This window comes from Pseudomonas frederiksbergensis (assembly GCF_900105495.1).
GTDB classification, from domain to species: Bacteria; Pseudomonadota; Gammaproteobacteria; order Pseudomonadales; family Pseudomonadaceae; genus Aquipseudomonas; species Aquipseudomonas frederiksbergensis.
The window spans coordinates 5,505,684-5,519,115 of record NZ_FNTF01000002.1 but is presented as its reverse complement, the minus strand read 5'-3'; the positions used below and the strand labels follow the sequence as shown (position 1 = coordinate 5,519,115).

The following is a 13,432-nucleotide window of genomic DNA, read 5'->3' as shown; positions in this document are numbered from 1 at the left end:
AATCACAATCAAAAGGAGCTCGACAGTGATCGACACATTCAACCGAACCGGACCACTCATGGACGCTGCAAGTTATCCCGTCTGGGCTCAACGCCTGATCCAGGATTGCAGCGAGAGCAAACGCCGGGTTGTCGAACACGAACTGTATCAGCGACTGCGTGATAACAAACTCAGTGCAAAGACCATGCGCCAGTACCTGATTGGTGGCTGGCCGGTAGTTGAACAGTTCGCGTTATATATGGCACAAAACCTGACCAAGACACGCTTCGCCCGCCATCCAGGTGAAGACATGGCTCGTCGCTGGTTGATGCGTAACATACGCGTCGAATTGAACCATGCCGATTACTGGGTGCACTGGAGCCGTGCTCACGGTGTCAGCCTGGAAGATCTGCAAGCGCAAAAAGTTGCCCCTGAACTTCACGCCTTGAGCCATTGGTGCTGGCACACCAGTTCAGCGGATTCACTGATTGTTGCCATTGCCGCCACCAACTACGCCATTGAAGGCGCGACCGGGGAATGGTCGGCGCTGGTCTGTTCCAATGGTATCTACGCGGCCTCTTTCCCGGAGGAAGATCGCAAGCGGGCCATGAAGTGGTTGAAGATGCATGCCCAGTACGACGATGCCCATCCGTGGGAAGCCCTGGAAATCATCTGCACGTTGGCGGGTATGAACCCTAGTAAATCCCTGCAAGTGGAACTGCGTCAGGCCGTGTGCAAGAGCTACGACTACATGTTCCTGTTCCTGGAGCGCTGCATGCAGCTTGAGCATGCGCAAAAGGCACCTGTCGCGCGTGAGCGCATGGAACTGGCCGAGAGCTGATCGGCTGATACACGCCATTGAAAAAGCCCGCTCTCCCTCGTCTAGGGAGGCGGGCTTTTTTGTATTGGCAGTCAACAACAGTCAGGCGCTGATCTTCAGCCCAATCAGCCCGGAAATGATCAACGCGACACTGGCGAGCCTGAACAACGCCATGGATTCACCGAACAGGATGATCCCGGCAATGACCGTCCCGACCGCACCGACACCCGTCCAGATCGCATAGGCCGTGCCCAGCGGCAATTCCTTCATGGCAAGGCCCAGCAAGCCAAGGCTGATCGCCATGGCGGCAACGGTCAATGCGGTGGGGAGAGGGCGGCTGAAGCCATCGGTGTATTTCAGGCCGACGGCCCAGCCAACTTCGAACAGGCCGGCGAAAAACAGAATGATCCAGGACATGAGAGACCTCCATCGATTGACGGGGTCGTCCCCAGATTAATGACTCGATCGAGCCGCGAGGTCGTCCTCGCGTTTTGCAATAGAGTGCCCATCATTAACCCGGGGATCAAGTTTTCGGATCAGTCGATAGCCTGCTGCGCCGCTGTTTCCCGATCTTCTTTCTCGCTCATCCGGCGGAAATATGTCGAGAGCAGCGCCCCGGAGATATTGTGCCAGACGCTGAACAACGCACTCGGCACCGCCGCCAGCGGTGAAAAGTGTGCACTGGCCAGCGCTGCACCCAACCCGGAGTTCTGCATGCCGACTTCCAGTGCCAGGGATTTACGCTGGGCCAGTGGCAATTTGAACAACCTTGCGGTGAAGTAACCCAGCAGATAGCCAAAGCTGTTGTGCAGCATCACCACGGCCATGATCAGCAGGCCGGATTCGGCAATCTTCGTCTGGCTGGCGGCCACCACGGCTGTGACGATGATTACGATGCTCACCACCGACACCAGTGGCAACACGTCTATCGCGTGGCGAACCCAATCACCCAGCAGGCGCTGGGCAACCACGCCAAGCACGATCGGCAGCAGCACCACTTGCAGGATCGACCAGAACAGCTCCATGAACGACACCGGCAACCAGGCTGAGGCCAGCAGCCAGATCAGAGCCGGGGTCAAAAGCGGGGCGAGGAGGGTGGTGACAGCGGCAATGGCCACCGACAGCGCCAGATCGCCGCGGGCCAGCCAGGTCATCACGTTCGACGAAGTGCCGCTAGGGCAGCAGCCGACCAGGATGACGCCGACAGCGATCTCCGGCGGCAAGTGGAAAGCCTGGCAAAGCAACCACGCCACACCGGGCATGATCACAAAATGCGCAACCACGCCCAAGGCCACGCGCCATGGATGGCGAGCGACTTCGGCGAAGTCTTCGAGCTTGAGGGTCAGGCCCATGCCGAACATCACCAGGCCCAACAGCGGCACGATTGCGCCCTTCAGGCCGATGAACCAGGACGGTTGCAGGAACGCCACGACGGCGAAAATCAATACCCAGTAAGCGAAGGTGTTGCCGACAAAACGACTCAATGCAGCCAGTGCGCGCATGGCCTGATCCTTGTTCTTTGAGTAACCCATAAAAATGTGGGAGCGAGCCTGCTCGCGATAGCGGTTTCACAGTCAACATACATGTTGATCGTGATGACGCCATCGCGAGCAGGCTCGCTCCCACAGGGATGACCTTTTACCTTTTAGATCCCCTGCGGAGTCTCTTCACCACCCAGCGCTTCAACCATCGATGGCAGGAAGTCGCCGAAGGTCAGCATCATCAGGGTGAAGCTGGCGTCCAGTTGGCCGAGGGCTTCTTCGCCACCGTCCTGTTCCGCCTGGTCTTGCAGCAGGTCTTCGAACTTCAGGCGCTTGACCACCATCTTGTCGTCAAGAACGAAAGACAGCTTGTCCTGCCAGGCCAGCGACAGCTGAGTGACCACTTTGCCGGTGCTCAGATGCAGTTGGATTTCTTCGCTGGTCAGGTCCTGGCGCTTGCAACGCACGATGCCGCCATCTTCATGGGTATCACGCAGCTCGCACTCGTCCAGCACGAAGAAATCGTTCGCGGCTTTCTGGGTGGTGACCCATTCAGTCATGGTCGCGGTAGGAGACATCTTCACGGTCAGCGGACGTACCGGCAGTGTGCCGATGACTTCACGCAGGGTGGACAACAGGTCTTCGGCACGTTTCGGGCTGGCCGAGTTGACCAGGATCAGGCCCTGCTTCGGCGCGATGGCAGCGAAAGTCGACGAACGACGAATAAAAGCCCGCGGCAGGAAGGCCTGGATGATTTCATCCTTGATCTGATCGCGTTCTTTTTTGTAGACCTTGCGCATTTGTTCGGCTTCGATCTCTTCGACCTTTTCCTTTACCGCGTCGCGCACGACGCTGCCCGGCAGAATGCGTTCTTCTTTACGGGCAGCGATCAGCAGGAAGTCGCCGCTGATGTGCACCAGCGGAGCATCTTCGCCCTTGCCGAAGGGCGCGACGAAACCGTAGGTGGTCAACTCCTGGCTTGCACATGGACGCGCCAGTTTGGTGGCCAGTGCAGTTTCCAACGCCTCGGCATCAAAAGGCAGATCTTGGGTCAGGCGATAGATAAGCAGGTTTTTGAACCACATGGGGCGAGTCTCTCCTTTATACAAAGGGGGGCATTATTCTCTTCGCAGCGCCATAGGCCAACCCTTCTCTAAGCCTTTGGAAGGCCTGAAAAAATTAATTTAAAAAGTGCTTGCCAGAGATGTGGTCGCTCCGTAGAATGCGCGCCACACCGAAAGTGAAGGGTGATTAGCTCAGCTGGGAGAGCGTCTGCCTTACAAGCAGAATGTCGGCGGTTCGATCCCGTCATCACCCACCATTCGCTTCCAGTGTTACGCGCAGCGGTAGTTCAGTCGGTTAGAATACCGGCCTGTCACGCCGGGGGTCGCGGGTTCGAGTCCCGTCCGCTGCGCCATATTCGGTTATCTGGAACGCTGAACGCCAGGTCACCACGGAAAAGCCCGCTTAACGCGGGTTTTTTTCTGTCAAAAGTTTGCAAGTTGTTCCTGCTGGTCGCGTCGTTTTATGGGTTTTCAGATTTTTTTGAAAAATATTCAATTAAATCAACACTTTATGAAAATCTGTGGCACAATGCGCCCCGCAACGAAGGTAAAGGGTGATTAGCTCAGCTGGGAGAGCGTCTGCCTTACAAGCAGAATGTCGGCGGTTCGATCCCGTCATCACCCACCACTTACTTTCAACGCTACGCGCAGCGGTAGTTCAGTCGGTTAGAATACCGGCCTGTCACGCCGGGGGTCGCGGGTTCGAGTCCCGTCCGCTGCGCCATATTCGGTCACCTGGAACGCTGAACGCCAGGTCACCACAGAAAGCCCGCTTAATGCGGGCTTTTTGCTGTCTGGGGTTTGGTGAAGTCCTTCACAGCGTGCCGTGGATATAACTATGTAGTGCCTGCAAGGCACGCAGCTTTCGGACAATGGACAGCGTTCTCCATGACCAATACCTGTCATGGAGCAAGTTCATTGCCTACCGAGAGGCTGTAATCATGAAGTCCACCCCTCCTGAAGTTGTTGTTTCGTCCTCCACTCCCGACTCGTTCCTTCCGAATCCGGTTTTCGTAACCTGCGATGACGCCGCTGCTTTTTTGCACGAGTCGTTGAAAGGTCAACAAGGCGTCGAGTTCTCAGGATTCATGCTCAAAAACGAGGAAGGTCACTTTCTTTGCGCCACCGAGGTGATGCACGGCGAAGAAAGTGCTGATACACAAAAAGAACCCAAATTTCCGTTAGTCGTATCCGTAAGTGCAAATGGTGCGCTGGAGGTTCCGGCCGGATACACCCTCCAGGCGCGCTTGCTTTCCCATGTCGACATGGTCAGAGGTCTGGAGGAAAGCAACGTAGAGTGGATCCAGCGAAAGCTGTTCTTTTCAGTTTCCGATCTTTTCGAAGTAATGACCCGGCGTCGAAAATTTTCCAGATGTTACGTATCTGGAAGTGGCGGTCTGCTTTCTTACACCTCAAAAGACACAGAGTTCGAGCAGGAGTTGTCACGCCAGCTTGGAAGAAAGCCCGATGGCAGGCTTCAATCCTTCGAGAGCTTGTATGAACGAGGTGAAGTGCCAGGCAGCATTCTGGTTTTGTTGGCTGTAGCCGCCGGGGAGGTGGTCACAGTGGTACCAGGCAGTCTTTGGAGGAAAAGGGGCGAGCTGAAAGCCAGTTGGCGGAAAGACATGCTGCAGCAAAATCCGCCGATCAGGCGGATGCCGGTTTGTGGGCCAATCCTTAAGGATGCCAGGGAAGTTGCCCGGTATCTTCATACGAAAATGCAAACGTTATCGTCCACGCAGCAGCAGGTGGGCATCGTACTCAAGCATAAAACGCAGGAAGTTTTTGTCGTCACCCTCCCTATTGCATGTGATTACGCCTCGTTCAATCGGGAAGCTCTCTTCCCAAAGGATCGCCACGGTAATCCAATCCTCCCGGAAACATTTCGGGTTCACGGTTTCTACCAATCGGTGAACCCTCTCCCGACAAATCGACTGCCCCCCACAGACGTCGAGCTTTATAAAAACTTCTTCTCTCCCGCGGACCTGCGGGTCGGCCTGAACCGGGTTGTCATGGCACCTCATCATCGCTTGTTTTTGTGCACGCCCGATGGGGCGGTACTGCGTTTTGCCAAGCCTGAGTCCGAGAAAGTGATAGAACTGATGGCGAAGCTGGACCTGTATACCAATGGACAACAAGACATTGAGCAGAGCATAACGACGGGAGCGCTGCGTCCGAGGGCGTACGTTGATTTGGTGGCGGCTGCCGGGGCCTTGGGTGTCCTTTATACGAGTAAAGTCTGGCCGCAAGCCGGTAAGGTTACTGTCTCCACGACCGTCGTCTCCGTCGACCCGGAGGCGCCGCAATGATTACTCACTATTACGGCTGTGGCGGTAGTCGCTGACTGCTTCATACACGGCTTTGCGTAACCGGTTGATGCCGCCAATGGGGCGATGAGCCTCAAGGCCAAACCACGGGTTGAACGACTGGTTATCGCATTGCATGTTCAGCGCAGGTGTATCGAAGTCCTGGGCGGGTACTTTGATCCGCGCCACGGTCTCGAACGGAGCATCGCGTTGCTGCCACTCAATACTGGTGTCTTCGATCGGCATGTATTTGGTCGGATCCTGGCGCTGTATCTGCAGTACGAAACAGGCTGGCACCCGGTCGGTCGACAGCTGCTGGTTCAGCGCAGTGCGCAGGAAGTTCGGCAGGTTCTGATTTTGCGTGGGCAGCGTGTAGACCGGGCAGCTATCAGGATCCGGGGCCACGCGGAATTTAGCGTTGGCTTCACCGAACTTGTACGGCGAAACCGAAAAGTAAGTGGTCTGCGTCGGGCTTGCCGGGGCAGGGGAGAGCGTCGCCAACGCGATAAACAGATGGCGGACTTGCCACGTGCGCGGGTCCCAACCCGGGAAGAACGCCATCGCCTTTTTGCCATCAGCCTGAGCCGCCACATTCTGACGATACTCAGCGACATCGCTGACAAAGAAGTTCGGATGGTTGAACATCACGAAGTCCTGTTCACTGTGCCCTTGGCGATCGCTCAGCAACTGTTTGCCAGGCACATCGAGCAATTTGATTGCCATGCCCCGGGCATCGCGGATGCTGTCGAATTGCGGATACGCATTGCCGTTGGACAGCCGTATCGTCGCTTGCCAGGTTTTGCCGGGTTCGTTGAATACCCCCTGACGCAGTTCGCCCGCCAGATCCGGCAGCACCTGAACCTCGGCCTTCACGCAGCCATGGGCCTTGGCATGGGCGTCGCGCAGGTAGCGGGTGTTTTCACGATGCTGATCGACGATGCGTACGGCCGTCTGGATGATGTCTCGGGTCATCGCTGATTCACCATCGGGAATCAGTTCTTCAGCCGAGACAGGGCCGCGGTGCTGCCAGGCGAACCACGCGGCGGCAAGTGCCCAGGCGAGCAATCCCAAGCCCAGCAACCACAGCAGGGTTTTGCCGAGAAAGGTGCCAAAACGCATCCAGAGTCTGCTCATGGCAATTGTGCCTCTAATGGGCCGCCCAACACTTTCAGATACTCCAGCAGCGCCCAGCGCTCTTCTGGTTGCAGCAGGCGACCGATGACGCCGTCACCACGCTTGCCTGCGCGGAATTCGTGGCCACTGTTGTGATTGCCGGTGATGCGTGTGTCGAACATGAAGCCATTGGTGAAGGCCTCGGTGCGATAGCCGAGGTGCCGGGGGTCGTACTCGAAAGTGCCTTTGTAGAAGGTGGTTGCGCGTTCATCCTGGGGTGAGAGCAACTGATAAAGGCTCGGCACCGAACCGTTATGCAGAAACGGTGCGGTTGCCCAGACTCCCGCCAATGGTCGCGCCTTGTAGGCGCGCAATTCGCGCACGCCAATCGGCAGGCCGAAACCATCCATGTCCGGTCGTTCGGCCGCAGGAATGTTTGCGTCACGGTAGGCCCGGTTTCCGACGAAAGCGGTGACGTAGGCCAACCCCTTAGCCGATGAGAGCTTGCTCAAATCCAGCGATTCAGTGGGCGTCGGCTGCAATTGCACATCCAGTTGCGCCAACTCTGCCGGGTCCCATTGCAAGGCGCTGAGGTCGAAGCGATGGTCGGCAATGTTGTTGGCCGCGCCCGGGTCGGTGCCGATGAACTCCACGGGCAGCATTTTCAAATGTTGCACCCAGCGCCCGTCACTTTGGACCGTTCGAGGTACATGGCAGCCGGCGCAGTTCTCGGTGAATAACTCACGACCCTTTGCGGCCTGGGTTTTGTCGATGGCGCCCAGCAGTGCTTCCGGCCAGGCCGGTGGTTTGAGCCGTTGCAGGGTTTGTTCGATCAGGTGCAGATCGCGCAAGCGGACACTGGACGGATAACGGTCGTCTCCTTTAAGCGGCTGGCCGTCAGCTTCGAAGAAACTCAGCGTGGCGCCCACTCCCAGGGCCTCGCCGATGTTACGGGCCATCGGTTGCTGCGCCGAACCGTTCCATTGCACCCAGTCGAAGGTCCACATGTCCCACAGTTGCGGATAGTCGACCGGAGCGTTGGCCACACGGTAGTTGGCGGGGGAAATCGCATCGCCGAAACTGGCGTTGGCAATGCGCCCGAAAGCGTCGGTGCGACCGGGGCCTTCTTCGGTGGGATAGAGCCCGCGATGGGTGTCGTTCCAGGCCACTTTCAAGAAGGTGTCGAGAGAGACTTTGAAGTCTTTGCGCAGTTGTTGATGCCGGGCATCGTAGTCCTGGCCCAATACGTTGCGAGCGAAACGCTCGAATTTCCATGGGTTGTAATAAGTCGACGTCAGGCTCGCTACCAGCGCTTGTCCGAAACTACCGCCGCGCAATGTAGGAACGCTGGAGGGCAGAACGTGCTGTGCCGAACCGCCATCGATGCGCACGGCCTGGCCGTTAAAGCGCAGTTCCCCGGTGTGGCAGGCAGCGCAGGTAATGTCCAGAAACTCGTCCTGGCTTCCAGGGTTCTGATGCCGGGCAAAACCCACGGGCAGATTGCCAGGGTTGTTCAATGTGGGTTTCTGGCTGGGGTCGATCAGGAAGCCAAAGCGGGCGAGGTATTCGGGGGCGGCGAATCGCTGTTGCGAGAACGGTAATTCGAGGGCCTTGAACCAGTCATAGCGCAAGCCTTTGACCTGAGTGCCCTGGGGCGTGAAGTAATAAGTCTCGCGATCGCTGGCGCTCCATTGCTCCAGATAATGCACTTGCTGCGCGGGGGACCAGGCCGGCAGTTTCGGGTTGGCGACGTAGTACAGAACCACAGCGAGGCCCAGCCCCAGCAGGATTGCGAACAGAACCAGCAAGCGAAAGAAGAGGCGCAAGATGGACATCCTTGTTGATTTGAAGCTCCCTTATGCCTCAGCAACTGAAGTGCGGCAAGAGGCCATTACGCCAGATGCGGGGGTTCTGCTATCGGTTCTTGCGAGCGCAAGATGACAGAACCTTCATCCGCCCATTCCCCAAATGCGTTAAAACACCTGAACTTATCAGAAGTTTCCTGCTCTCATGCCGGTAGCCATTGGTCGTGGCGGCCTGATAAGCTCGCGGCTTTACTCGATTGCCCTTTAGGCGCATGAACAAGGAAATAGCATGAAACAGCATCGGTTGGCGGCGGCGGTGGCCCTGGTTGGCCTGGTACTTGCGGGTTGTGATTCGCAGACCAGCGTAGAGCTGAAAACCCCGGCGCAAAAAGCTTCCTACGGGATTGGCCTGAACATGGGCAAGAGCCTGGCTCAGGAAGGCATGGATGATCTGGACTCCAAAGCCGTAGCCCAGGGCATTGAAGATGCCGTCGGCAAGAAAGAACAGAAGCTGAAGGATGACGAACTGGTCGAAGCCTTCGCTGCACTGCAAAAGCGTGCCGAAGAGCGTATGGCCAAAATGAGCGAAGAGTCGGCAGCTGCCGGCAAGAAATTCCTCGAAGACAACGCCAAGAAAGCCGGTGTAACCACCACCGCTTCGGGCCTGCAGTATGAAGTGGTCAAGAAAGCCGATGGCGCACAGCCTAAGCCGACTGACGTAGTGACCGTTCACTACACCGGCACCCTGACCAATGGCACCGTTTTCGACAGTTCCGTCGAGCGTGGCAGCCCGATCGATCTGCCGGTCAGCGGTGTGATTCCGGGTTGGGTCGAAGGCCTGCAACTGATGCACGTTGGCGAGAAGTACAAACTGTACATCCCTAGCGAACTGGCTTACGGCGCCCAAAGCCCAAGCCCGGCGATTCCAGCCAATTCGGTGCTGGTATTCGACCTGGAACTGCTGGCAATCAAGGATCCGGCGAAACAAGACGCTCCTGCCAAGTAACAGCGTCTGCTTTAAAAACAACGCCTCGCTTATGCGGGGCGTTGTTGCATCTGGCGTTCGGCGAAGGTAAACAAAGCGAACGGATGCTATAGGCTGGAGTCTTAGCCATTGAGGGCGCCCGCGCTAGCCGCGCCAAAGCGCCAAGTCAATGAAATCTTGGGTTTTTTTATGTGAGTAAAAAACGCCCGATCTGAGTCAGGCCCTTATGAATCGGGGCTTTCAGCCATGAAATGCAGCTCTGTTCACAAGGTTATCCACAATTTGTGTGGATAACATTTCAGCGGGAGAAATGATGAAAACGCCCTGGAATTTCGCTCGTTTCCTGCCTTTGGCTGGACGCCTGCTTGCGCGCGGACGTTTGCCGACCTTGCTCTTCGCCGTAGCCAGCAAAGGTGCCAGCCAAGGTAATCGGCTGGGCAAGATCAAGGATGATCTACGCCTGTTGCAGGCACTCTGCCTGGCTTACTGGCGCGGCGAGTATCGGTCCATCAGCCCCAAAGCGCTGATATCGGTGGTGGCAGGCCTGATGTATTTCCTCAGTCCGCTGGATGCCTTGCCGGACTTCATTCCAGTGTTCGGCATGCTCGATGACATTGCCGTGCTGGCTTGGCTGATGAAGGTTCTCGACGATGAACTCAACGCCTTCCGCGCCTGGCGCAAGCGTCAGTTACCGGAAAAGCTTGCGGTGGTCGAACGCCTGCCCGATACGCCGGAGCAACTTCAACTTCAGGGTCCGAAAAAAAACTGAACTGATTCAGTCTCATCCATTGATACCCCCGCGACCTTGGCCGCTGTTAGGATTACACTTCTAGGGAAAAGTGCCGACTCGCTAAGTGTTGTTGTCCTACGGGGTAGTCATGGATATTCAGATAATTACACGCGAAGGAGAGCCCGAGTATGCGGTTCTTCCATGGGCTCAGTATCAGGCTCTACTGAAAGCAGCAGGCATCAATGAACAACCGCCTCGGGTCGCCCCAGAGCGTCCGGCGGCAACACCAGACCAGATTCTTCCGGGGCTGGATCAATTACGCAGTTTGCGCGAAGGGAAGGGCATCGCCATCGAGGCGTTGGCCCGCACGGTAGGCATCAGCCCGTCTTATCTGGCCTTGATCGAAAGTGGCGAGCGTCTACCCGACGCTGCGATTCGCCGCAGCCTGGCCTGGGAATTGACGGTGCCAGGGTGGAGGGATGAATCGTGAGCGTACGCATCAGTCGTCAACATTGGGACGGGTTGCTAGGCGAACTGGATCAGGCACGGCGCCAGCGTCATCTTCTGACATACCGAGCGTTACTTGAACGTTTGCAATTACCCACACCGGCCATGCAAACCTTGACCGCCGCCCTTGAGCACTTGGCCGCGCTGGACGCCAAGGCCGAGCAGCCATTGCGCAGTTCGCTGGTGATCAGCCAGGGCGCCAGCCGCCTGCCGCGCACCGGATTCTTTGAATGTGTCGAGCGTCTGGGGCGTTTCTCCGGGCCGTCCGACGGGGTGGCCGCAGCGTCCTGGCATGCCTCGGAAGTGGTGCGGGTGTTCGAATACGAGTACCCGGAATCGGCGGAGGCCTGAGTGTTTTTAAAACTCAAGGCGCGGGCCAGCTACTGGCTGGCTCGCCGCTTGTTTCACTGGTCATGGTTTGTGCGTCAGCCGCGTGGCTGGAGCTGGCTCGAAGGCCAGTTCGCACGCATGGCGAACCTGGGTGATGTTGGCGCCCAGAGCTTCTATGGCCACATCCTGACCTTTCGCGGCGTGGGCCTTGGGGCTCGTGAGGAAGGTGTTCGATTGCTGCGCCTGGCGGCGTTGGCGGGGGATGGCAAAGCAGCGTATCAGGTGGGTGTGATCAGCCTGGCGGGAACGCCGAGCAAGGCACCGGATGCGGTTGAAGCTGCGCGGTTTTGGGAGATCGCCGCCAAAGCAGGGCATCCGTTGGCCGAACTTAAACTGAAAGAGTTGGCGGCTCGCGGTTCCGAGGCACCGCCCTCGATCTGAGTTGGCAGATCAATCACCGCTGCCCGACGAGCAATTCTTCTTCGGCTGCTGGCACCCCCAGACTATCGATCACATGCACGCTATACCCTGGCATATTCTTCGCGTGATGCTTGGCCTGCGATGCCATCTCCGCCAACTGGCTTGCATCGAGTTGTCCACAGGCCTGTGGATGTAAATGCACCACGCCAATCGACAGTGACAACAACGCAAACTCCTGGCGCACACCCTGACGGTTTGGCGCGATGAAGCAGCCGGCTTCCAGGTGTTCACTGCGATAAAAGCGTCGGCATTGGCTCTGGAAGTCGTCCAGTAACTGGTTCAAGCGTTTGCGCCAGTCTTCCGGGCCGAGTACCAGCAGGAAGTCATCGCCGCCGATATGGCCGACAAAGTCGCGGGAAGGGTCGACGCGATCATTCAGGCATTGCGCCAGGCACAGCAGGACTTCATCCCCACGGCCGTAGCCATAGATGTCGTTGAAGGGTTTGAAACTGTCGATGTCGACGTAGCAGATCACCGACTCCCGTTGCTGTTGCAGCACTCGCGACAGGCATTGCTGGATCGGCACGTTGCCCGGCAGCAGGGTCAGCGGGTTGGCGTAACGGGCTTGCTGGATCTTCAGTTCGGTAATCAGCTTGAGTACGTTGATCACCCGGCCCAGTCCCAGGTAACCACCGTTGAGGGTGATGATGAAGTCTTCTTCGATGCGCTGTCGCGCGCGGCTGGTGATCAGGCGACTCACTTGTTGCAACGACTGACTCATCTCAACGGCGAGGAAGTCATCACTCATTAAGCGGCTGATCGGTTTACGGGCGAACAGGTCGGTGGCAAAAGGCTTGAGCAGTGCATCGGAGAGCGAATGCCGGTGGACGATGCCACAGGGCTGGCCTTGCTCGTCGAGCACCGCCAGGGAGTTCAGGTTGGCCTGGCGACGAAAGGCTTCCAGGACGGTGGCGGTCGGGGTATCGCGACCCACTGCCGGTTGGTCGTTAAGCAAAGCGCTAAGGTCACTGACTTCATCATTCAACGCTATCGCTGTGCTTTCCCGTTTGGGCATCAGGGCTCGGGCATCACGAGGCGGATGTTCCTGAGGCCGGCAGAGCAGATAACCCTGGACCAGATCAACGCCCATCTCGGTCAGCACCGCGAGCTCTTCTGGCAGCTCGATACCTTCGGCGATCACTTGCGCCCGCGAGGCCTTGGCAATTTGCAGGATCGAGCCGACAAATTCGCGCTTGAGGGCGTCCTGGTGAATGCCGTCGATGAAGTGTCGATCAATCTTCACGTAGTCCGGACGCAATTCAGACCACAGGCGCAAACTTGAATAGCCTGCGCCCAGATCATCCAGAGCTATGGAAAAACCCATCGCTCGATAGTGATGCAGAGCGGTTTGCAACAGCTCGAAATCGTCGGTCGGGGTCTGTTCGGTCAGTTCGATTACCACCTGACTCGGCGGTATGCCGAAATCCTGCAGCAGTTGCAGGGTGCGCCCGGGTTGGTGGGCGGCTTCGAGCAGGGATTCAGGGGAAACGTTGAGGAACAGTTTGCCGGGTAGTTGCTGCTCATTGAAACGTCGGCAGGCGCTTTGACGGCAAGCGATTTCCAGCTCGCTCAACCGGCCTGCCTGACGGGCAACGGCGAACAGCGCGAGGGGAGAGTGCAGCGGACTGTTGGAGGGGCCGCGACTGAGGGCTTCGTAACCGACAATACGTCGCTCGGAGAGGGAAATGATCGGCTGGAACAAGCTGTGCAAACCGCTTTGAGTCAGTATGAAACTCAAGGCACTCAGCTGTTCTGTGGTGGTCATGGCTTTCTCTGGCGATAAAAAAAGGACCGGGAGCACTCTCTTCGATGAAGAGGGGCTCCCAGTCCTT

General features: G+C 57.5%; 13 protein-coding genes and 4 tRNA genes. 11 read left to right on the top strand and 6 right to left on the bottom strand.

Annotated elements, in window-relative coordinates:
• The first annotated feature begins 58 nt into the window (after nucleotides 1-58).
• Entirely contained in the window at nucleotides 59-820 is a 762-nt protein-coding gene (locus tag BLW70_RS25945; RefSeq protein ID WP_413037955.1) for an iron-containing redox enzyme family protein, read from the top strand.
• Between the two features lie 81 nt (nucleotides 821-901).
• Here BLW70_RS25945 and sugE read toward each other — a convergent pair whose 3' ends face one another.
• The 3 genes from sugE to rdgC all read right to left on the bottom strand — a co-directional run bounded on the left by sugE (nucleotide 902) and on the right by rdgC (nucleotide 3,365).
• The gene (sugE, locus tag BLW70_RS25940; RefSeq protein ID WP_074878870.1) at nucleotides 902-1,216 is read right to left on the bottom strand and encodes a quaternary ammonium compound efflux SMR transporter SugE; all 315 of its coding nucleotides are present in this window, start codon (nucleotides 1,214-1,216) and stop codon (nucleotides 902-904) included.
• Nucleotides 1,217-1,335: 119 nt separating this feature from the next.
• Nucleotides 1,336-2,301 carry a bile acid:sodium symporter family protein gene (locus BLW70_RS25935; RefSeq protein WP_074878867.1) on the bottom strand — a complete coding sequence of 322 codons (966 nt, stop codon included), beginning with the start codon at nucleotides 2,299-2,301 and terminating at the stop codon, nucleotides 1,336-1,338.
• Between the two features lie 143 nt (nucleotides 2,302-2,444).
• Nucleotides 2,445-3,365 carry a recombination-associated protein RdgC gene (rdgC, locus tag BLW70_RS25930; protein ID WP_074878865.1) on the bottom strand — a complete coding sequence of 307 codons (921 nt, stop codon included), beginning with the start codon at nucleotides 3,363-3,365 and terminating at the stop codon, nucleotides 2,445-2,447.
• A 160-nt stretch (nucleotides 3,366-3,525) separates the two neighbouring features.
• On the opposite strand from rdgC, the gene BLW70_RS25925 reads away from it, so the two are divergent.
• The 5 genes from BLW70_RS25925 to BLW70_RS25905 all read left to right on the top strand — a co-directional run bounded on the left by BLW70_RS25925 (nucleotide 3,526) and on the right by BLW70_RS25905 (nucleotide 5,653).
• A tRNA-Val gene (locus BLW70_RS25925) sits at nucleotides 3,526-3,601 on the top strand.
• 19 nt (nucleotides 3,602-3,620) lie between these two features.
• Nucleotides 3,621-3,697 (top strand) — tRNA-Asp (locus BLW70_RS25920).
• Nucleotides 3,698-3,896: 199 nt separating this feature from the next.
• A tRNA-Val gene (locus tag BLW70_RS25915) sits at nucleotides 3,897-3,972 on the top strand.
• 19 nt (nucleotides 3,973-3,991) lie between these two features.
• Nucleotides 3,992-4,068: transfer RNA gene (locus BLW70_RS25910), tRNA-Asp, on the top strand.
• Between the two features lie 217 nt (nucleotides 4,069-4,285).
• Nucleotides 4,286-5,653: a hypothetical protein gene (locus tag BLW70_RS25905; RefSeq protein ID WP_139273423.1), complete on the top strand. Its 1,368-nt coding sequence runs from the start codon at nucleotides 4,286-4,288 to the stop codon at nucleotides 5,651-5,653.
• Here the strand turns inward: BLW70_RS25905 and BLW70_RS25900 are convergent, their stop codons facing one another.
• Entirely contained in the window at nucleotides 5,654-6,784 is a 1,131-nt protein-coding gene (locus BLW70_RS25900) for a catalase family protein (protein WP_074878860.1), read from the bottom strand. It lies immediately after the preceding gene.
• Nucleotides 6,781-8,589 (bottom strand): di-heme-cytochrome C peroxidase, encoded by a 1,809-nt coding sequence (locus BLW70_RS25895; RefSeq protein WP_074880828.1) that lies wholly within the window; start codon nucleotides 8,587-8,589, stop codon nucleotides 6,781-6,783. The genes BLW70_RS25900 and BLW70_RS25895 overlap by 4 nt, the downstream gene beginning before the upstream one ends.
• A gap of 268 nt (nucleotides 8,590-8,857) precedes the next feature.
• Between BLW70_RS25895 and BLW70_RS25890 the strand changes: the two genes are divergently transcribed.
• The 5 genes from BLW70_RS25890 to BLW70_RS25870 all read left to right on the top strand — a co-directional run bounded on the left by BLW70_RS25890 (nucleotide 8,858) and on the right by BLW70_RS25870 (nucleotide 11,561).
• Complete coding sequence (locus BLW70_RS25890) at nucleotides 8,858-9,574, top strand: BamJ family beta-barrel-assembly machinery protein (protein WP_074878858.1); 717 nt, start codon at nucleotides 8,858-8,860, stop codon at nucleotides 9,572-9,574.
• Nucleotides 9,575-9,866: 292 nt separating this feature from the next.
• On the top strand, nucleotides 9,867-10,322 hold the full coding sequence (locus BLW70_RS25885) for a YkvA family protein (RefSeq protein ID WP_074878857.1): 456 nt from the start codon (nucleotides 9,867-9,869) through the stop codon (nucleotides 10,320-10,322).
• 109 nt (nucleotides 10,323-10,431) lie between these two features.
• Nucleotides 10,432-10,773, top strand: coding sequence for a helix-turn-helix domain-containing protein (locus BLW70_RS25880; RefSeq protein ID WP_074880824.1), 342 nt, complete (start codon nucleotides 10,432-10,434; stop codon nucleotides 10,771-10,773).
• Nucleotides 10,770-11,141: a hypothetical protein gene (locus BLW70_RS25875; protein WP_003223109.1), complete on the top strand. Its 372-nt coding sequence runs from the start codon at nucleotides 10,770-10,772 to the stop codon at nucleotides 11,139-11,141. The genes BLW70_RS25880 and BLW70_RS25875 overlap by 4 nt, the downstream gene beginning before the upstream one ends.
• Nucleotides 11,142-11,561, top strand: coding sequence for an SEL1-like repeat protein (locus BLW70_RS25870; RefSeq protein WP_074878855.1), 420 nt, complete (start codon nucleotides 11,142-11,144; stop codon nucleotides 11,559-11,561). It abuts the gene before it with no gap.
• A 13-nt stretch (nucleotides 11,562-11,574) separates the two neighbouring features.
• Here BLW70_RS25870 and BLW70_RS25865 read toward each other — a convergent pair whose 3' ends face one another.
• Nucleotides 11,575-13,365, bottom strand: a complete 1,791-nt coding sequence (locus tag BLW70_RS25865; RefSeq protein WP_074878853.1) for a bifunctional diguanylate cyclase/phosphodiesterase — start codon at nucleotides 13,363-13,365, stop codon at nucleotides 11,575-11,577.
• Nucleotides 13,366-13,432 lie beyond the last annotated feature (67 nt).